Raw genomic sequence first — 19,125 nt, 5'->3', positions numbered from 1 at the left:
GATCGCTTCATATAAAAACTAAATCATGCGGAGCGCTCATCGCCCCATGCCGTCTGACCATTTCAAAAGCCGAGGCGATCTCGCCGTCGGAGGTTTTCGCGTGCCCGACGAAAGACCGCGCCCATGGATCGGCAGAAGATGTCAGCGCAGCTTCAGCGAGCTCAACCCGATCAGCGCCAGAACCATGGCAATGATCCAGAACCGGATCACGATCTGGCTCTCGGTCCAGCCCAGATGCTCGAAATGGTGGTGAATGGGCGCCATCTTGAACACCCGCTTGCCCGTCAGCCGGAACGAAACAACCTGCACGATCACCGACACCGCCTCTAGAACGAACAGCCCGCCCACGATGGCCATGACCAGCTCGTGCTTGGTGGCCACAGCAATGGTCCCCAGCGCGCCGCCCAGCGACAGCGAGCCCGTATCGCCCATGATGATCTGGGCCGGCGGTGCGTTGAACCACAAGAACCCCAGCCCCGCCCCGATCAGCGCGCCGCACACGATCGACAACTCGCCCGTACCCGGCACGAAATTGAGAAACAGATAATCGGAATAAACCTGGTTGCCCACCAGATAGGCGATCAGCCCGAACGCCGAGGCCGCGATCATCACCGGCACGATGGCCAACCCATCCAGACCGTCGGTCAGATTGACCGCATTGCCCGCGCCAACGATCACGAAGGCGCCGAAGATAAAGAAGAACAACCCCAGGTTGAGCGCCAGATCCTTGACGAACGGCAGCAGCAGCGCGTTCTCATAACCTGCCGGTGCCTGGCTGGCGATGATGATACATGCCGCAATGGCAATCACCGACTCGATGGCCAGCCGCGCCCTGCCCCCGAACCCCTTGTGGTTCTGGTGCTTGACCTTGAGATAGTCGTCATAAAACCCGACCAGCCCGAACCCGGTCGTCACCAGCAGCACGGCCCAGACATACATGTTGGACAGGTCCGCCCAGAGCAGGATCGAAACCAGCGCACCAGAAAGGATCATCAGCCCGCCCATTGTGGGCTTGCCCTTCTTGGTCAAAAGGTGGCTCTGCGGGCCGTCCTCGCGGATCGGCTGCCCCTTGCCCTGCCGGATGCGCAGCGAATTGACCATACCCGGGCCGAACAGGAACACGAAGAACAGCGCCGTGATGATCGCGCCGCCCGTCCTGAACGAGAGATAGCGGAACACGTTAAAGACCGGAAAGGCGTCAGCAAACTGCTGCAGGAAATAGAGCATGGGATACCGTCTGTGCCTTTACCTTTTTACGCCGAACCGGTCTCGGATCCGGGCCACCAAAGCGCCCAGCTTCACGCCGTTCGATCCCTTGAGCATAACTGAGTCGCCCGGTGCAAGCGTTTCCAAAACAGCGTCGGCAATCTCGTCCACACCCTGTGCCCGCCCCGCAACAAGCGCCGCTGGCAAAGCGTCGGCCAGTTTGGCCATATGCTCTCCCACCAGAAACACCCGGTCCGGCCTTGCCGCCACCACAGAATCGGCCAGCGCGGTGTGATAATCGGCCGACGCCGCGCCCAGCTCACGCATGTCCCCGAGCACCAGAACCCTCCGTCCCGGCGCCGGCATCTGCGCGAACACCTCCAGCGCCGCGCGCATCGACGTGGGATTGGCGTTGTAGCTCTCGTCGATCAGCCGGATGGGATTGCCGGGATCGCCAAGCAAAGCCGCCGCGCCGCGCCCCTCGGGCGCGCCGTGGGAAGCAAGCGCCGCAAGCGATTTCTCCACATCACCGCCAGCCGCCCGCGCAGCAAGCAATGCCGCGACAGCATTGGCCAGCATGTGCCGCCCCGCCGTCGCAATCGCAACCTCGAGCGAGAGCCCGTGGCCCTCGATATGCCCGGTCGCTCCGCCCCGCGTCGCCCGATAGTCCGATATCGTCACATCGCCGTCGGCAAACCCATAGGTCATCGTGGACAGCCCGACAGCCGCCGCTGCCGTCGTCAACCGCTCCACATGCCTATGATCGGTTCCGATGATCGCCCGACCATCCGGTTCCACACCGGAAAAAATCTCCGCCTTGGCATCGGCAATCGCCGCCTCGGAGGCAAAAAATTCGAGATGAGCCGGCGCCACGGTGGTCACCACCGCCACATGCGGGCGAACCAGTTTCGAAAGCGGTGTAATCTCCCCTGCCGCACTCATGCCGATCTCGAACACGCCATATTCGGTGTCGGCTGGCATCCGCGCCAACATCAGCGGCACACCCCAGTGATTGTTGAAGCTCCTGATCGAGGCATGGGTCTTGCCATTGGCCTCCAGCGCCACGCGAAGAGCTTCCTTGGTCGAGGTTTTCCCCACGCTTCCGGTGACCGCTATGATGGATGCCTTTGATCGGGAACGGGAAAATGCCGCCAGTCCATACAGTCCCGCCAGCGCGTCCTCGGCAACGATCAGCGGTAGCCCCGACAAAGCCTCGGCCCTGTCCCTGCTCACCAGCGCAGCGACCGCACCCGCCTTTATGGCTTCGGCAACGAAATCATGCCCGTCGAAATTTTCGCCCCGGATGGCAACGAACAGCGCGCCGGGGGCAAGCTCGCGCGAATCTATGGAAATCGAAGAAACGCGATCGGCAGCCACATCGCGGGCTTCCCCACCGGCTGCCGCCAAGATCTCATCGATGCCATAGAGCGCGGACACTGACAGCCTCAGTCCTCAAAGGCCGCGCGCACGACCTCGTGGTCGGAAAAATGGTGCTTTGTCTTGCCCACGATCTGGTAGTCCTCATGTCCCTTGCCGGCGACCAGAATAACGTCCTCTGCGCCCATTTCGGCAATTGCATGACCGATCGCTTCGGCCCGATCGGCAATCTCCAGGGCTCCCGGTACCGCAGCAAGGATTTGCGCGCGGATCGCACCGGCATCTTCGGTGCGCGGATTGTCGTCGGTCACGATCACCCGATCGGCCAGGCGTTGAGCCACTTCGCCCATCTGTGGGCGCTTGCCGGGATCGCGGTCCCCGCCGCACCCGAACACAACGGTCAGCCGACCCTTGGCAAAGGGCCGCAGTGCCACCAGCGCATTTTCCAGCGCATCGGGCGTATGTGCATAATCCACAAACACCGCCGCTTCGCCACGCTGGGCGACCTTTTCCAACCGCCCCTTGGCGCCCTTGATGGTCTCGAGCGCCTTGATGGCATCGCCATTGGCAACTCCGGTCGCCATCGCCAACCCGGCGGCAACCACCGCGTTGTCGACCTGAAACCGCCCGACCAGAGGCAGAAGAAATTCCATTGGCTCGCCCACCAGCTTGCCTTTGATCCGCTGCCCGAACCCCTCGCTTTCAACGCTCTCGACGTCGATATGAGCCCCGCCCTCTCCGACCGTGAAGACCGTCGCACCCTTGTCGAGGGCCGCGAACATGAAGGGCATCCCCTCCTCGTTCTCGGCATCGACGACGGCGGTGGCATTACCATCGATCAGATCACGGAACAGTCGCAGTTTGGCGTCGCGATAGGCATCGACGGTCTCATGATAATCGAGATGGTCGCGGCTGAGATTGGTGAAGGCCACGGCGGCAAACTTCACCCCGTCCAACCGGCGCTGATGGAGCCCGTGGCTGGAGGCCTCCAGCGCGACATGATCGATGCCGTCCGCTTTGAGCTGCGCCAGAATTTTGTGCAAGGACAGCGAGTCGGGTGTCGTCAGTTCACCGGGAATGTGTTCTTCGCCAACCATGAGCCCCAACGTTCCAAGGCTCGCTCCCCTTATGCCCGCATAAGCCCAGATCTGGCGCAGAAAGGAGACAACCGAGGTCTTGCCGTTCGTCCCGGTTACTGCAGCGCAGATGGCCGGTTGCGGCCCGCAAAAATTCGCGGCTGCGATGGCATAGGCGGCCCGCACATCTTCGACCATGACAACCGGAATACCCAGATCTGCCTGTGGCGCCGTATCGGTGACCATGGCCACAGCGCCCCGGCCCGCCGCATCCTGGGCATAGATATTTCCATGCCCGCGCGCGCCGGGCAGCGCAAAGAACACATCGCCTTGCCCGATCAGCCGGCTGTCGGCATTCAGCCCGCCGATGGCGATATCGGGCACGTCTCCCGCCCCGGCGGCCCGGTGCACAATATCGGTAAGCTTATGCGGCAAAATCACGTCCCCCATTGTCCGCCAAATATATCAGAACCCGGTAAACTCGGCCCCGTTGCGGAGCTGGACTGGAACCAGTTGCGCGTCGATTTGCGGTCCCAAGATGGGTTGGATGCCCAGCATCGGTGCGATGCGCTTGACGATACGGGCCGACATTTGCCCTGCGTTCCAACCCGCGGTCCGACCCGACTGCGCGTTTTCGGCCTGCGGTTCATCTACAAAAATAATCAGCGCATATCTAGGATCGTCGAGTGGAAAGGCCGAGGAAAAGAAGGCAGTGACCAGACTGCTCGAATACTGGCCGTCGACAACTTTCTCCGCCGTGCCCGTCTTGCCGCCCCAGCGATAGCCGTCGGCAATCTTGTTGCCCGTGCTGCCCGAACCCACCACCCCGTTCAAGCGCATCAGATAGCGCAGATAGTCGCTTGTCTGCGCGGAGATAACCTGTGTCGATCCGGTCATTGCCTCCTGTTCGGTGCGCGGAAACAGCGTGGCGTCCATCAGATGCCCACCATTCACCAGCGCCGCGGTTGCCGTCAGCATCTGCAGCGGCGTTACGCTGAGCCCATGCCCAAACGACGCCGTAGCGGCACCCACCTCGGAAAAGTTCGCCGGAATGGAGGACCGGGTCACCTCGGGCAGCTCGATTTGCGGGGCGCCCTCCAGTCCCATCCGTGTCAGAAAAGCCCGAAAATTGTCCTTGCCCAGCGCCTGCATGATCCGGATCGTGCCGATATTGGACGAATACCGGAACACTTCGGGTACCGAGAGCATGCGATACTGTCCGTGAAAATCCTCGATCGTATAGCGCCCGAACCGCACCCCGAACCGGGCATCGATGGTGTCGGTGAGTCGAACGGCACCCGCGTCCAGTGCGGCGGCAAACGTAATCGGTTTGAAGATCGAACCCACCTCGAACTTGGCGGCAGTCAATCGATTGAATCGCCCTTCCTCGAGCATGGTGCCGGGATTGTTGGGATCGAAGTCGGGAAGGGAGGCCATGGCGATGATCTCGCCGGTCCGCACATCCATGATCGCTCCACCGGCCGCAATCGCCTGATAGCGCTCCATCGAGCTCACCAGTTCTTCGTGCAGAATGCTCTGCACGCGCAAATCCATGGCAAGATTGACCGGTGTCAGCGCGCTGTCGCGGGCAAGACCAAGATTTTGCAGCAGAGCCAGATTGTCGTCATCAAGGTGCTTTTCGACGCCGGCAATCCCGACATTGTCGATATTGACCGCACCCATCACGTGCGCGGCCACAGTCCCGCCGGGATAGAACCGTTTGCTTTCTTCAAGGAAATCGAGCCCCGGAATACCGAGCCGCATGATCCGGTCGCGTTGGGCAGGAGTCAACTCCCGCGCCACCCACACAAACCCCTTGTCTCCCGTCAACCGGTCGCGCAGCCAGGCGCTGTCGAGATTGGGCAGAACTGTCAGGATCGCGTCAGCGGCCTCATCGACATCGATAATGCGCCGTGGCTCGGCAAAAAGAGAGGGCACGCGGATATCAACGGCCATCTCCAGACCGTTTCGGTCCAGGATCGCCGGGCGCGATGCCATGATAGCGTCGCGGGTCTGACCCTCGATTGTGGTATCGACCTCGACATTGCCCAGCCAGATCAGCCGCCCGAACATCACCGAAAACACGATAAGAACAAACGCCATGGCCCAGCGGATGCGCGCGCCGGTCAGATTGCCCCGCGCCTTGCGGGTACCGTCAATGGAAATCGTTTCCGGGGTAACCGCACTCATAGCAAGCCCTCCAGGAGGGAACCGATCGGATCTTCACCCGCCTCGATGGTTTCAAACAGGGCATCAAGGGATTCGGTGTCGAGCCGCTGCTGCGGCCGCATAGGCAAATCGGCGAAGCTGGCAAACTGTGTTGCCTCGGCAACCTGCAGATTCAAGACGTCGTTGTGACGATCGACGATCGGCTGAATATGGGTCGGCTGGTTGAGATAGGCCCAATCGGCCTTGAGGATCGAAAGATCGGCCTGCTGCTGGGCAATAGCGCTCTCGATGCGCCCGATTTCCTCGGCGGTCAGTTCGGCCATATGCTTTTGCGAATAGACGGCAACAACCGCAATAACGGCGATGACGCCCAGAAAGATGTTAAGATGCTGGAGGAACCTGCTCATGCAGCACCTCGCCTGAAACCAGGCACGCCCAGTCCCGCAATCTGTTCTGGTCGCGCCGCAATTGCCGTCCGCACGCCGCTGCGCAGGGTGGCAGACCGCGCCCGCGGGTTGCGTCCCACCTCGTCCTTGCCGGCCTTCACTGCCTTGCGCACAGGTGCCCAGCAGGCCTCGATCGGCGCCGAATATGGCAGGTGCCGCGATTGAGGTGCCGCTGTCTTGGTCTGATCGAAAAACCGTTTGACGATCCGGTCCTCCAGCGAATGGAAGGTCACCACCGCCAGCCGCCCACCTTCGGGCAGGATACGTTCGGCAGCAAAAAGCGCAGCGACCAATTGGTCGAACTCGCCATTGACCGCGATCCGCAGGCCCTGGAATGTCCGTGTCGCCGGATGCGGACCGCCCGGCTTGCGCCCGACGGCCTTTTCAATGACTTGCGCCAGGGTCAACGTATCGGTGATCGGCGCGCTCTTTCGCGCTTCGACGATGGCCTTTGCGATACGGCGCGAAGCCCGCTCTTCACCGAAAGCAAAGATCAGATTGCCCAGATCGGTTTCGCTCAGCGTGTTGACCAGATCGGCCGCCGTTTCGCCCTCTTGTCCCATCCGCATGTCGAGCGGACCCGATCGCATGAACGAAAAGCCGCGCTCGGCCTGATCAAGCTGCATCGAGCTCACCCCGATATCGAGCACCACGCCATCGACCTGACGTTCGCCGACCAGAGTATCGAGCTCGGAAAACGGCCCGGCAATAAATACGAAGCGGTCAGGAAACTCGCTCGTGAGCGCATCTGCGAACGGCGCCACGCTCGGATCGCGATCGATCCCCGTTACATGCGCCCCCTCTTTCAGCAGCGCCCGCGAATAACCGCCTGCCCCGAACGTGCCATCGACGATGCGCGCGCCATCGAGCGGCGCAAGCGCTGTCAGCACCTCGCTCAGCAACACCGATTCATGAGAGGATTGTGGCTCGCCCATCTGGTCAGATACTCGCGCCCGGCGCTCCTTGGGCCAGCCGAGGGTTTCGGCCGGTACTCAAAACTAAAACAAGTGGCATTGTTCCACTTTGAGCAGATTGCATCCCAGTCTTTAAGATTTTGTTTCCCAAACCGGTTTGGAGGCACAAAGAACGGGCAAAAAGGTCACCAGTTGACCTGTAAGCCGGGTTCTGTAGGGCCCGCGCCGAAACGCGGACGTGGCGACCATTCATCTGGGAACCCCATTGCTGGAGCCCTCATGCAACCAACCCGGACGACAAGCCGTGAAAACGCGGCCGAGGCATGCCTCCATCGTCCCTATTCGGTCTTGCTCCCGGTGGGGTTTACCGTGCGGCCCCTGTTGCCAGGCACCCGGTGCGCTCTTACCGCACCCTTTCACCCTTACCCCGGACAGGTCCGGGGCGGTTTGCTTTCTGTGGCACTTTCCCTGGGGTCGCCCCCGCCGGGCGTTACCCGGCACCGTGTTCTCATGGAGCCCGGACTTTCCTCTGCTCACGCAGCGGCCGCCCGGTCAACTGGTGACTGGCTGATGTAGGGTGCTCATGGTGAGATGGTCAAGTCGATTGAGGGGAGACCAGTGCCGGGCGCTTGCCCCGTGCACGGGTTACATCGCGATAGGCCGTGTTGATCGACGCCATCTTGGCCGACGCCAGCCCCATCAATTCCTCGGGCACGCCCTTGGCGATCATCCGATCGGGATGGTGTTCGGCCACAAGCCGTCGATAGGCCCGGCGCAATTCATCGTCGGTGACGTCCGGCGCCAGCCCAAGCACGGCATAGGGATCGCGATTCCCCGTGGGCAGCAGCACGTGCTGGGACGCGATCTGCTCGAAACGTACGGAATCGAACCCGAAAATCTCACTTACCGCTTCGAGATAGGCCATTTCGTCGCCATGCACGAACCCGTCCGCCGTCGCGATCTCGAACAGCGCATCGAGCACATGCTCGAGCGTCGCCGGGCTATCGGCAAACAGCTTGCGCACCTTGCGCGCATAGCTGTCGAATCCGGCCACGTCCTGCTGGGCAAGTGCGAAAAACCGATCCACATGCGCGTCAGCGCCTTCAGGAATATCGACAAGTGTATGAAACGTACTGACTTCGCGCCGGCTTACCACCCCGTCAGCAACCGCCATCTTGGCTGAAAGCGCGATAATCGACATGGTGAACGCCGCCTCGCGGCCACCCGGCGCCCAATTGTCGGGATCCAGAATGCTCGCGATACCGCCCGCCAGCCCGGTTCCCTGCGAGAACGAGCCAAGGAGCGCTGCGATTTGCTGCCAGATCGACATGACCGTGTCCCGTGCGAACCTCTGCCCAAGGTGTTTATCGTCCGCAGCAATCGGGCACAAGCAAGACAGCGTCCAGGTCATGCGTCAATACGCCCGACCAGTGCATCTATTCGTAAACAAAGCCGAACGGGTTGTTCTGCGGAACCTGCTGGCGGCGCTGGATGGTAACGCGGCTGTTCAGCGCCGGCACCTGTTCTTCATAGACCCACAGGATTTCCCCGTTCGGGCCGACAACACCGACCAGCTCATCCTGCTCGGAGCTGCTGCCGATGCGCGGATCGTATCCGCTGTCCGGGCCGGTCAGCGGCGCCAGCGTCTGCGTATCGGGAGGGACCAGAAGGCCCGGAGCCGAAACCTGTGAATTCCGGTTGGGCGCACCGGCCGCTCGCGCTATGGCATCGTAGTCGATGCCGGTCGTCTCCTGCTGGGACACCCCGAGCCCCTCCGGGCGCGGGAGAGGGCGCGGCGGCTCGATTGCTGCCGTCTCGGCAGCGCCCGTTTCGGTCTGCGGGGCAGGATCGCTTGTGGTCTGGGCCTCTGCGGGCGTTGACGCCACAGTCCGATCAACGGCGGGGCGGTCCTCACCCAGGGGCCTCCCGTTGACAGTCACCATCGGACCATGCGTCGCTTCGCCCGCCCGGTTCCGTTCCGCCTGCGGCACCACGGGGAAGCCGGCGCTTTCGACAATCCGGTCGGCGGCAGTCATCTCGCGATCTGCATTTTCCGTTGGCCCTTCGGGTGCAGCGACAAAGCCGGCGCCCGGCTCGTGCTGCAAGGCAGCACCGCCGACCGCGCCTATTATCAATACCAGCATCGCGCCCGACGCCAAGGGTCTAGAGAGCATCATTTCTGCGTTCCAATCGGCCCATTTGGCCATGTGCCCCCACACAGCCCATCTCTTCCTCCCTGAAAATGGCAGCAGTTTGGTGAATGGGACCTGAAGGCCCTCTCCTGCGCTGCGTTCTCAGGGACGAATGCCGAGCAATCGTGCCAGCGCCAGCACCAGATTGGAGCGGTTGAGCGTATAGAAGTGGAATTCGGTTATCCCCGAATCAAGCAATTCAGTCACCTGCTCGGCGGCAACGGCAGCCGCCACCAGCGCATGGGTTTCCGGGTCATCGTCGAGCCCGTCGAACCGGTCGGCCAGCCATTGCGGGATCGAAGCACCGCAACGGCCCGCAAATCCCGCGATCTGCCGGAAACTGTGGATGGGCTGGATTCCGGGAACGATCGGCGCGGTTATCCCTGCCTTGTGCGCCCGTTCCACGAACCGCCAGTAATCGCCGTTCTCGAAAAACATCTGAGTGATCGCTCGGTCGGCGCCGGCATCGAGCTTGCGCTTGAGATTGTCGATATCGGCGTCCCAGTCCGCACTCTGCGGGTGCTTTTCGGGATAGGCAGCGACCGAAATATCGAAATCGCCCAGCTTTCGGATCCCCCCAACGAGATCGGCCGCACTGTTGTACCCATCCGGATGCGGAGTAAAGGCATGCCCCACTCCCTCGGGTGGATCGCCGCGCAGCGCAACGATCCGCCTGACCCCAGCCTGGGCGTAGCCGCGAACCACGTCATCGACTTCGTCGCGCGTCGCACCCACGCAGGTCAGATGCGCAGCCGCGGGAACGCCGGTCTCATTGGTGATCCGCGATACCATGCGAAGCGTTCGCTCACGGGTCGAACCACCCGCGCCATAGGTCACCGAAACGAAACGCGGTCCAAGCGGAGCGAGCCGGTCAAGGCTCGCCCAGAATCTTTCCTCCATGACATCGGTCTTGGGCGGGAAGAACTCAAAGCTCACCGAAATGTCGGGACGTTCCTCTCCTGGCTGACGGCTCAGCCGGCTTTCGCCTGTCGCAGACACCACGATCAGACTCCTTTCGTAGTGTTTGGTTTTATGGTTTCGAGCACCCAAAGGCACACGGTCAGCCCATCGTCACGGGCGGGAGGGAAACTGCGGCACGAAGCAACATCGAGCCCCGCCGCGCGCGCCCACAACATCATCTGTTCCTGAGACATACCGAGCCGGCGATGTGCCTGTTCAGTGCGCAGAAATTCTAGATCGTGCGGCGCAAAGTCGACGATCAGCATCCGTCCATTCGGTTTGAGGCAGTGCGCAGCGTGAGCGATCGCAATCGAAGGGTCATCGAAATAATGGAGCACCTGATGCAGCATCACCAGATCGCCCGATTGGTGGTAGTCGTCCAACTCGGTGATGTTCCCGAGCCTCACCTGCGCCTTTTCGATACCTTCAGCATCGAGCTTGGCCCGCGCCACCGAAAGCATCTCGCGACTTGAATCCAACCCGATGCCTTCGCGGTATTTTCCGTCCAGAAGCTCGAGCATTCGCCCGGTTCCTGTCCCCAGATCGAGAAACATATCGACCGGCTCCTGCCCAGCCGCTTCAACGATAGCTGTTTCCAGGGCGGAATCGGCCACATGCAGGCTGCGCAATTTATCCCAGCTCTGGGCAATCGTGGCGAAATAGGCGGCAGCGCGTTCCTGTTGCGCGGCACGCAATCCGGACAGTTTTTCCAGGTCCCGCCGCAATTCTGCAGCGTCAGTGTCCAGATGCTCCATCAGCCATTCGGCCAGCGCCCCACTGGTCTTGTCGCGATTGAGCCGATAATAGGCCCACGCTCCCTCGGCGTGCCGCGTGACGAGCCCGGAATCGGCCAGCAATTTGAGATGACGGGAAATGCGCGGCTGACTTTGTCCAAGGATTTCGGTAAAATCCTTGACCGACAACTCGCCCTGAACCAGAAGCGCAAGCAGACGCAGGCGGGTGACTTCACCCGCCGCCTTCAAGAGCAAGACGATGTCCTGCGGTTGCCGCATCCTGTCCCAACCTGTAAAAATGGTTGGGACATAAAGATATCTTTATATCATTCCTGTCAAGGCTGGCCAGACTCAGGCCACCGCTTCTTCCTGCCGGCGGCGAAAGGAATGAGACCGCCACAGATCGAAAATACCCGACGCTTCGTCCTCGCTCAACGCCTCATAGCGCTTGCGCACATTGACGATATCGGCGCGGCTCGGCAGGTCGCGCCACGGCAACACTGCAACCACAGCCTCAAACAGATCGGCATCGAGCCCGATGGCGCGCGCCGCAACCGTAAAGGCGACGTAGTCCTGCATCGCCAGCCATTTGACGACGATCTCGGGGCGCACCTCGAGCAGCATCGTCAGCCCCGCAGCCGTATGATGGCCATAGCCAAACCGGGTAAACCGATGCAGCGCCTTAAGATCGAACCGGCGACGGTCGGCCAGCGCCTTCACCTGGTTCCAGGCCAGTTTCCATTCCTGAGAGGAAAAGCCAGCCTGGTTCTTGATGCGATTATACACAACCGCCTGCACCCGCGAGGCCGTCGCCGGATTCTCCGCGCGTGAAAAAATGCCGATGCCTTCGAGCGCTGCCATGCCGGCGGTCGAGACCTCGGCCCGCACCTCGGACCAGTCGATGTCCTTGCGACCCCGAAGCAATTTGGCAAACGCTTCATTCTCAAGCGCGCGCTGTGCGATCCTGTCGACCGTGCGATGGGTGATCTCGGCCCGTGTATTGCTCAGCAATTGCGTGACGGAGGGCTCGGCGCCGAACGTGGCAATGGCTTCACCGACGCGTCCAGCCAGCCCTTTGCGGCTCGCGATCGCCATCCGATGGGATTCCGAACGCTGTTCGATAATGTCGATCAGGTCATCGTCCGAAAGCACCTGAGAGAATTCGAGAAGCGATGCCGCGACTTCGATAACGTCGTTGGCGAGCCTGAGCACGACCGAACCGGGTGCTCTCTCGAGTGGCGCCAGCAGTTTGGCGACGTGCTCGCGCGCCTCGACCTCGACGATATCGGCCAGCTGACACAGCACCTCGTCATACTGCGCGACCTGCTCGTCATCGCACCTGTCCGAAACATAGGAGAACAACTGCGCCAGATTGCGGATCAGATGATCGCGCTCGCCTGCGTCGGCCTCGCCGTTCAGAACCCTGAAATTCGCGAACGCCCGCACGCTTTCAATTGCTTCGGTCATGTTGTTCTCCCCGGCTGGTTGCCGCATGTCGGGTCAACCTATCGGGTGCGCCTTTTCGGCCCACTGAATTCATCGCGGGAAATTTGAATAAAAGGCTAAGTATTTTTCCCTACCCACCAAAAAGGGCCCGGCTCTGTCGAGTCGGACCCCAAAAATCTGGCGAGAGCCGGAACGCTATTCTGCAGCAGAGATCGCCGCAGCACGATCCTCCTTGCCTGCTGCAAGCGCTGCACGAACACCGGCGCCATAATCGGGATGGACCTGATCGAACAGCTTGCACTGGCGTTCCTTGATCTCATCGGGTGCATCGCCCATCGCCGCGGCGATGTTTGAAAACAGACGCTGCTTCTGGCCCTCGTCGAACAGATTGAACAGAGCCCGCGGCTGGCCGAAATCATCATTGCCTTCGCGGTGATTGTACCGATCGGCATCGCCCGAAATCTTGAGCGGGGGCTCCTGGGTCGATTTGTCTTCGGCCGGGCCGCTAAAGCTGTTGGGCTCGTAGTAGGCGTCCGGGTTGCCTGTCTTGATCCCGCCGTAGAAATTCATCTGCCCATCGCGGTGATAGTGATGAACCGGGCACTTCGGTGCATTGACCGGAAGCGCCTCGTAGTGGGTGCCCAGACGATAGCGGTGCGCATCGGCATAGGAGAACACGCGTGCCTGCAGCATCTTGTCGGGCGAATGCCCGATCCCCGGCACGATGTTGGACGGCGAGAACGCAACCTGTTCGATCTCGGAGAAATAATTCTCGGCATTGCGGTTCAGCTCGAGCACACCGATCTCGATCGGCGGATATTCGGCGTGCGGCCATACCTTGGTGAGGTCGAACGGATTGTAGGAGGTCTTTTCCGCATCTGCCTCGGGCATAATCTGCACCTGAACGGTCCACTTGGGGAATTCACCCTTCTCGATCGAACCGAACAGCTCTTCCTGATAGCTCTCGCGAGTCGAACCGATGACCTTCTCGGCTTCTTCATTGGTGTAGTGCTTGTGCCCCTGCTGGGTCTTGAAGTGGAACTTCACCCAGAACCGCTCACCGGCATCGTTCCAGAACGAATAGGTGTGGCTGCCGTACCCGTTCATGAACATCGGCGCCACAGGCAGGCCGCGATCACTCATCAGGATCGTCACCTGGTGCAGGCTTTCAGGCGAAAGCGACCAGAAATCCCAAATCGCCGTCGCCGAGCGCAGATTGGTCTTGGGATGGCGCTTCTGGGTGTGAATGAAGTCGGGGAACTTGAGCGGATCACGCACGAAAAACACCGGGGTGTTGTTGCCCACGAGGTCCCAATTGCCCTCTTCGGTGTAGAACTTGATGGCAAAGCCGCGCACGTCACGCTCTGCGTCCGCAGCGCCCAATTCGCCAGCAACTGTCGAAAACCGCAGGATCAGCGGCGTTTCCGAACCCGGCTGCAGCGCCTTGGCGCGCGTATATTTGGAGATGTCACCAGTGATCTTGAGCGTACCGTGAGCGCCCCAGCCCTTGGCATGCACCACGCGCTCGGGAATCCGCTCGCGGTTCTGGTGCGCCAGCTTTTCGATCAGCTGATAATCCTGCATCAACACCGGGCCGCGCGGCCCGGCGGTGATCGAATTCTGGTTGTCGGGAACCGGCGCCCCGGCGCTGGTCGTCATTGTCGGTTTGTCGGACATGAGGCCTCCTAGTTTGTATCGATTCTAAAGAGATGGCCTTTCCTACCCCCAGCGTGACAATCATGCAAATTGATAAAACTGACACTCATGATAAGATTGCCTTATCAAATCGGACAGCTCCCAATGCACACAATAACCCTGCGCCAGCTTCACTACGCGCAAGCAATTGCCGAAGAGGGCCATTTCGGGCGCGCCGCCCAGCGGTGCCACGTGACCCAGCCGGCCCTGTCCCAGCAGATGAGGCTGCTTGAGGAGCGCTGCCAGACCTCGCTTTTCGACAGGCTGGGCAAGACAGTGACCCTCACCCCGTTCGGCCGCGAATTTCTCGCCCATGCAAGCCGCGTTCTGGGCGCCGCCGTCGATCTTGAAACCTTCGCCGACATGGCAGCGGGACAACCGGCCCGTCCCTTGCGTTTCGGAATAATCCCCACGGTCGCGCCCTATCTTCTCCCCGAGATTCTGCCGGCATTGACAGATCATCTCAAAGATATCCGCTTTTCCATCAGCGAGGGTAAAACCGAGCGGCTTTTGTCGGCGTTGAGCGACGGCGATCTCGACATTGCGCTGATCGCCACCGAAACCGACCGCTCCAATCTCACCTCGGTCGCCCTGTTTGCCGATCCATTCGTTCTCGCCACCCGCAACGGCACCGATCTGGCTGACCCGGTCAATCTCGCCAACCTGCCGCGCGACAAATTCCTTTTGCTCGAAGAGGGCCATTGCCTGCGCGACCAGATGGTCGATGCCTGCGCGCTCAAGCCCGACCTGCAAGGTCGGACCTTCGCGGCCACCTCGCTCACCACAATTCTGGAACTGGTCGCCAATGGCTACGGTGTCACCCTTCTGCCGACCATCAGCCTCCGGCGTGAGGAACACAACAAACGTATCGAATTTCACACCCTGAGCGCCCCTGGCGCCGCACGCGTTCTCCGGCTCGTCTGGCGCGCCAACTCGCCCTATGAATCGCTCTATCGCAGGATCGGCGATATTGTCACCAGGGTCGGAGAAGCGAGCCTTCGCACCGACTGGCAACCGACCTAGACCTTGTCTTCTCGCGTGTCCGAACCGCAAAACCGGTTCCATCCTCGATCGCGTCGAGGACATGCTTTGCTGGACACGATCTAGGCAGGTTTGGGACCGCGTCCCCGCCAGGAGCCGTAGGAAAACACCGCCAGCGACACCCAGATCAGCGCAAAGCTGGCCAGCCGGGCCGGCGACAAGTCCTCGCCGAACACAAACACCGCCACCGCGAACTGAAGCGAGGGCGCTATGTACTGAAACATCCCGATGGTCGAAAGCCGCAACTGCCGCGCCGCAAAGGCGAACATGACCAGCGGCACCGCTGTCATCGGCCCGGTCATCACCAGAAACAGCGTGGTGGTCGGGTCGGCGTAGAAATCGGGCGCCGGCCCGGTCAGCAGATAAAGGATATAAGCTGCGCTGATCGGAATGAGAACGAGCGTCTCGATGGCCAGCCCCGCCGCCGAGCCCACATCGACGGTTTTGCGCACATAGCCATAAAAGGCAAATGTCAGCGCCAGCGCCAGCGAAACCCACGGCACGCTGCCCAGGCCGACGGCCTGAATGGCTATGGCGACAACGGCAATGGCAATGGCGAGTGCTTGCGTCCGGCTGAGCTTTTCCGACAGCAGCACCATGCCGATCGCCACGCTGACCAGCGGATTGATGAAATAGCCAAAACTCACTTCGAGCACATGGTTGTTGCCCACCGCCCACACGAAAATGAGCCAGTTGGCTGCGATGAGCACCGCCGAAACGCACATCAGCAACACGGTGCGCCGGTCCTTGAGCGCAACCCGCACTTCACCGAACTGATGGCGGAAATACAGGATCGCCATCACGAAAAACAGCGAACACAGGATCCGGTTCGCCACCACTCCGACTGGATTGACGTGCTCGAGCAGCTTGAAGAACAGCGGCAGCACACCCCAGATCGTATAGGTGGCCAGCGCCGCAAAGACGCCAAGGCGCACATTGTCGTCCGGCCCTGTGGGACGGGGAGACCGCACGCCTTTTGCGGCGGGAGCGCCTTCGATCGATGTCATGGGGAGGCCTTCAAACCAGGAGTCACAAACGCCAGACTATGTCGCCAAACGCCAGCGGGCCAGTAAGAGTTTGTGATCGGTTCGATCACTGCTCATTGTCCGCCTGACCCGTCACCATGCGAAGAAACTCGAGCAGCAGCGGGTTGAACAGGTCGGGGCGCTCAAGACTGGGCAGATGCGCGGTGCCCTCGATCACCACGGCAAACGCGTTCTCCATCTCTTCTGACAGATCGTCATGGCGGTTGACGATATGGGGAAAATCGAGGTCCCCCGCCACCAGCAGCGCCGGCGTATCGATCTCGCTTATGCGATCGATTGCGGCCTCGGGCCTGTCTTCCCGGGTCATGTCGCTCTTGCGCAAGATGGTGCCGTTCATGGCCTGAAACAGCGCCCGCACCGCGCCCTTCACCCGCCCGCTTTCGGAAAGCGGACCGTCGAGCCAGGCGTGGGTATCGACCGCGTTGATCGCATCGACATCCCCGCTTTCCTCCACCGCTTCCATGGCGTTGGCGATCTGCATGATCTCGGGCGGCAAGGACGGCACCCTGGCGCCGCTGATCGAGGTGCCCACCAGAACCAGCCCGGCGGTGCGCTCGGGATTGGCCAGCGCAAAGTCTATGGCCAGCGCACCGCCCATCGAGCAGCCAACGAACACCGCAGCATGGACATCGAGCGCGTCCAGAACCGCTTCGAGGTCTTCGAGATGGGAAAATCCCTCGTCCGGCGAAACGGTCTCTCCAAACCCGCGCCGGTCGTAGGCAATACCCCAGAACCCCGCTGCAGCAACCGCCTCGATCTGGTTTTCCCACATGCGCCGGTCACACACCCCCGCATGCAAAAACACCACCGGTATCCCCTCCCCGGCCTCGATCCCGGTGAAATTGGCATCGTCGATTTGGAGGGAAAACGGTTCAATCATGATCCAGAGCCTATAGCGAAACAGACGGGCCGGGGAAAAATCCCCGGCCCCCATAACAATCGTTTTGTCCGGCGCGCTGGCGGCCTACCGCGTCAGCGGCTTGTAGCTCACGCGCTTGGGATTGACCGAATCCGGGCCGAGCCGCCGCACCTTGTCGGCCTCGTAATCCTGGAAATTGCCCTCGAACCATTCCACATGACTGTCGCCTTCAAACGCCAGGATGTGGGTGGCCAGACGGTCGAGGAACATGCGATCGTGCGAGATGATGACGGCACAGCCGGCAAATTCCTCGAGCGCCTCTTCAAGCGCCGCCAGCGTTTCGGTGTCCAGATCGTTGGTCGGTTCGTCGAGCAGCAGAACGTTGGCGCCCGATTTGAGCATCTTGGCCAGATGCACGCGGTTGCGCTGCCCGCCCGAAAGCGTACCCACCGGCTGTTGCTGATCGCCGCCCTTGAAGTTGAACGACGAGGTGTAGGCCCGTGAATTGACCTCACGCTTGCCCAGCTTGATGATGTCATTGCCGCCCGAGATTTCTTCCCAGACGCTCTTTTTCGCATCGAGGCTGTCGCGGCTCTGATCCACATAGCCCATATGGACGGTATCGCCGACCGTAATCGTGCCCTCATCGGGCTGCTCCTGCCCGGTCAGCATCTTGAACAGCGTGGTCTTGCCCGCACCGTTCGGCCCGATCACCCCGACAATACCGCCCGGTGGCAGCTTGAAGCTGAGCCCATCGATCAGCAGCCGGTCGCCAAAGCCTTTCTTGACGCCTTCGATATCGATGACGTTCTGGCCCAGCCTCTCGCCGGGCGGAATGATGATCTGGGCGGTGTTGGACTGCGTCCGCGCCTCGTTGATCTTGACCAGTTCGTCATAGGCCCGGATACGCGCCTTGGATTTGGTCTGGCGCGCCTGGGGCGACTGGCCCAGCCATTCCTTTTCGCGCTCCAGCACCTTCGAGCGGGCCTGATCCTCGCTCTTTTCCTGCTGCATGCGCTTGGCCTTGGCGGTCAGGTATGCCGTGTAATTGCCCTCATAGGGAATGCCGCGCCCGCGGTCGAGCTCCAGAATCCAGCCCGTCACGTTGTCGAGGAAGTAGCGGTCGTGGGTGATGATCAGCACTGCGCCGGGATATTCGCGCAGATGCTTTTCCAACCACGCCGTGGTTTCGGCGTCCAGATGGTTGGTCGGCTCGTCGAGCAGCAGCAGGTCGGGCTGGCTGAGCAGCAGCTGACACAGGGCCACACGGCGCTTTTCACCGCCCGAAAGCTTGTCCACGCTTTCTCCCCCCGGAGGGCAGCGCAGCGCGTCCATGGCCATCTCGACCTTGGAATCGAGATCCCACAGGTCATCGGCGTCGATCTGGTCCTGAAGCTTTGAGGCTTCGTCGGCCGTCTCGTCGGAATAATCCATCATCAGCTCGTTGTAGCGATCGAGGATGGCTTGCTTGTCCTTGACCCCGATCATCACGTTGCCCTTGACGTCGAGTTGCTCGTCGAGCTGGGGCTCCTGGGGCAGATATCCGACAGTCGCACCATCGGCGGCCCAGGCTTCGCCGGTAAATTCGGTGTCAATTCCGGCCATGATTTTCAGAAGCGTGGATTTACCCGCGCCGTTCGGCCCCAGGATGCCGATCTTGGCATCGGGGTAGAACGAGAGATTCATATTGTCGATGACCTTCTTCCCACCGGAATAGGCCTTGGACATGCCGTGCATATGATAGATGAATTGACGCGCCATAAAGCGGGTGCCTCTTCGAAAAATTCGTGCCTGAGAAACTTGGGGCCGTATGTAGGACAAGCCGTCAGGTGGTGCAATGGCCGCGCGAAAACGTCCGACGGCGATATCGCCTCGGGCTATGATTGGATAGACGGCATGGGGCGATGAGCGCTCCGCACTGAAATTTGTATATATGAAGCGATCATCGCCCCATGCATCCGGGG

The 19,125-nt window shown here is 61.1% G+C and carries 16 protein-coding genes and 1 other RNA gene; 1 reads left to right on the top strand and 16 read right to left on the bottom strand.

The genetic code is table 11. From position 1 onward, the window contains the following. Positions 1-141: 141 nt before the first annotated feature. The 13 genes from mraY to katA all read right to left on the bottom strand — a co-directional run bounded on the left by mraY (position 142) and on the right by katA (position 14,197). On the bottom strand, positions 142-1,227 hold the full coding sequence (gene mraY / locus AACZ55_RS10645) for a phospho-N-acetylmuramoyl-pentapeptide-transferase (protein ID WP_338609919.1): 1,086 nt from the start codon (positions 1,225-1,227) through the stop codon (positions 142-144). An 18-nt stretch (positions 1,228-1,245) separates the two neighbouring features. Beyond that, positions 1,246-2,643, bottom strand: a complete 1,398-nt coding sequence (gene murF, locus AACZ55_RS10640) for a UDP-N-acetylmuramoyl-tripeptide--D-alanyl-D-alanine ligase (RefSeq protein ID WP_339645959.1) — start codon at positions 2,641-2,643, stop codon at positions 1,246-1,248. 8 nt (positions 2,644-2,651) lie between these two features. Further along, on the bottom strand, positions 2,652-4,094 hold the full coding sequence (locus AACZ55_RS10635; protein WP_339645957.1) for a UDP-N-acetylmuramoyl-L-alanyl-D-glutamate--2,6-diaminopimelate ligase: 1,443 nt from the start codon (positions 4,092-4,094) through the stop codon (positions 2,652-2,654). Between the two features lie 30 nt (positions 4,095-4,124). Continuing rightward, complete coding sequence (locus tag AACZ55_RS10630) at positions 4,125-5,849, bottom strand: penicillin-binding protein 2 (protein WP_338609914.1); 1,725 nt, start codon at positions 5,847-5,849, stop codon at positions 4,125-4,127. After that, on the bottom strand, positions 5,846-6,235 hold the full coding sequence (locus AACZ55_RS10625; protein WP_339645955.1) for a hypothetical protein: 390 nt from the start codon (positions 6,233-6,235) through the stop codon (positions 5,846-5,848). Before AACZ55_RS10625 ends, AACZ55_RS10630 begins: the two co-directional genes overlap by 4 nt. Further along, on the bottom strand, positions 6,232-7,209 hold the full coding sequence (gene rsmH, locus AACZ55_RS10620; protein WP_339645953.1) for a 16S rRNA (cytosine(1402)-N(4))-methyltransferase RsmH: 978 nt from the start codon (positions 7,207-7,209) through the stop codon (positions 6,232-6,234). The genes AACZ55_RS10625 and rsmH overlap by 4 nt, the downstream gene beginning before the upstream one ends. Before the next feature lie 163 nt (positions 7,210-7,372). After that, an RNA gene (rnpB, locus tag AACZ55_RS10615) (RNase P RNA component class A) lies at positions 7,373-7,748 on the bottom strand. A gap of 35 nt (positions 7,749-7,783) precedes the next feature. Next, positions 7,784-8,518, bottom strand: coding sequence for a DnaJ family molecular chaperone (locus AACZ55_RS10610; RefSeq protein ID WP_338609911.1), 735 nt, complete (start codon positions 8,516-8,518; stop codon positions 7,784-7,786). A 106-nt stretch (positions 8,519-8,624) separates the two neighbouring features. Next, a complete protein-coding gene (locus AACZ55_RS10605; protein ID WP_339645951.1) occupies positions 8,625-9,332 on the bottom strand; it encodes a hypothetical protein in 708 nt (235 codons plus the stop codon). 150 nt (positions 9,333-9,482) lie between these two features. Then, entirely contained in the window at positions 9,483-10,382 is a 900-nt protein-coding gene (metF, locus tag AACZ55_RS10600) for a methylenetetrahydrofolate reductase [NAD(P)H] (RefSeq protein WP_339645949.1), read from the bottom strand. A gap of 2 nt (positions 10,383-10,384) precedes the next feature. Then, entirely contained in the window at positions 10,385-11,353 is a 969-nt protein-coding gene (locus tag AACZ55_RS10595) for a metalloregulator ArsR/SmtB family transcription factor (protein ID WP_339645947.1), read from the bottom strand. A 72-nt stretch (positions 11,354-11,425) separates the two neighbouring features. Further along, positions 11,426-12,541 (bottom strand): DUF2336 domain-containing protein, encoded by a 1,116-nt coding sequence (locus AACZ55_RS10590; protein ID WP_338609906.1) that lies wholly within the window; start codon positions 12,539-12,541, stop codon positions 11,426-11,428. A gap of 174 nt (positions 12,542-12,715) precedes the next feature. Further along, positions 12,716-14,197, bottom strand: coding sequence for a catalase KatA (gene katA / locus AACZ55_RS10585; RefSeq protein WP_339645945.1), 1,482 nt, complete (start codon positions 14,195-14,197; stop codon positions 12,716-12,718). Positions 14,198-14,320: 123 nt separating this feature from the next. Between katA and AACZ55_RS10580 the strand changes: the two genes are divergently transcribed. Then, a complete protein-coding gene (locus tag AACZ55_RS10580) occupies positions 14,321-15,238 on the top strand; it encodes a hydrogen peroxide-inducible genes activator (RefSeq protein ID WP_338609904.1) in 918 nt (305 codons plus the stop codon). Positions 15,239-15,318: 80 nt separating this feature from the next. Here the strand turns inward: AACZ55_RS10580 and rarD are convergent, their stop codons facing one another. From rarD to ettA, 3 genes are all read right to left on the bottom strand, one after another. Then, complete coding sequence (gene rarD / locus AACZ55_RS10575) at positions 15,319-16,263, bottom strand: EamA family transporter RarD (RefSeq protein WP_338609903.1); 945 nt, start codon at positions 16,261-16,263, stop codon at positions 15,319-15,321. An 85-nt stretch (positions 16,264-16,348) separates the two neighbouring features. Next, positions 16,349-17,182, bottom strand: coding sequence for an alpha/beta hydrolase (locus AACZ55_RS10570; protein ID WP_339645942.1), 834 nt, complete (start codon positions 17,180-17,182; stop codon positions 16,349-16,351). Positions 17,183-17,266: 84 nt separating this feature from the next. Beyond that, complete coding sequence (gene ettA, locus AACZ55_RS10565) at positions 17,267-18,922, bottom strand: energy-dependent translational throttle protein EttA (protein ID WP_339645940.1); 1,656 nt, start codon at positions 18,920-18,922, stop codon at positions 17,267-17,269. Positions 18,923-19,125 lie beyond the last annotated feature (203 nt).

The organism is uncultured Pelagibacterium sp., from assembly GCF_963972885.1.
In the GTDB taxonomy this organism is placed as follows: domain Bacteria; phylum Pseudomonadota; class Alphaproteobacteria; order Rhizobiales; family Devosiaceae; genus Pelagibacterium; species Pelagibacterium nitratireducens.
The sequence above is the reverse complement of the archived record's forward strand: the minus strand, read 5'-3'. Positions and strand labels throughout refer to the sequence as shown.

What these genes read in the sequence shown, in the direction of transcription:
- mraY (WP_338609919.1), bottom strand. Translation starts at nt 1,227, where the DNA reads ATGCTCTATTTCCTGCAGCAGTTTGCTGACGCCTTTCCGGTCTTTAAC.
- AACZ55_RS10630 (WP_338609914.1), bottom strand. Translation starts at nt 5,849, where the DNA reads ATGAGTGCGGTTACCCCGGAAACGATTTCCATTGACGGTACCCGCAAG.
- AACZ55_RS10625 (WP_339645955.1), bottom strand. Translation starts at nt 6,235, where the DNA reads ATGAGCAGGTTCCTCCAGCATCTTAACATCTTTCTGGGCGTCATCGCC.
- rsmH (WP_339645953.1), bottom strand. Translation starts at nt 7,209, where the DNA reads ATGGGCGAGCCACAATCCTCTCATGAATCGGTGTTGCTGAGCGAGGTG.
- AACZ55_RS10610 (WP_338609911.1), bottom strand. Translation starts at nt 8,518, where the DNA reads ATGTCGATCTGGCAGCAAATCGCAGCGCTCCTTGGCTCGTTCTCGCAG.
- AACZ55_RS10605 (WP_339645951.1), bottom strand. Translation starts at nt 9,332, where the DNA reads ATGCTGGTATTGATAATAGGCGCGGTCGGCGGTGCTGCCTTGCAGCAC.
- AACZ55_RS10595 (WP_339645947.1), bottom strand. Translation starts at nt 11,353, where the DNA reads ATGCGGCAACCGCAGGACATCGTCTTGCTCTTGAAGGCGGCGGGTGAA.
- AACZ55_RS10590 (WP_338609906.1), bottom strand. Translation starts at nt 12,541, where the DNA reads ATGACCGAAGCAATTGAAAGCGTGCGGGCGTTCGCGAATTTCAGGGTT.
- katA (WP_339645945.1), bottom strand. Translation starts at nt 14,197, where the DNA reads ATGTCCGACAAACCGACAATGACGACCAGCGCCGGGGCGCCGGTTCCC.
- AACZ55_RS10580 (WP_338609904.1), top strand. Translation starts at nt 14,321, where the DNA reads ATGCACACAATAACCCTGCGCCAGCTTCACTACGCGCAAGCAATTGCC.
- rarD (WP_338609903.1), bottom strand. Translation starts at nt 16,263, where the DNA reads ATGACATCGATCGAAGGCGCTCCCGCCGCAAAAGGCGTGCGGTCTCCC.
- AACZ55_RS10570 (WP_339645942.1), bottom strand. Translation starts at nt 17,182, where the DNA reads ATGATTGAACCGTTTTCCCTCCAAATCGACGATGCCAATTTCACCGGG.
- ettA (WP_339645940.1), bottom strand. Translation starts at nt 18,922, where the DNA reads ATGGCGCGTCAATTCATCTATCATATGCACGGCATGTCCAAGGCCTAT.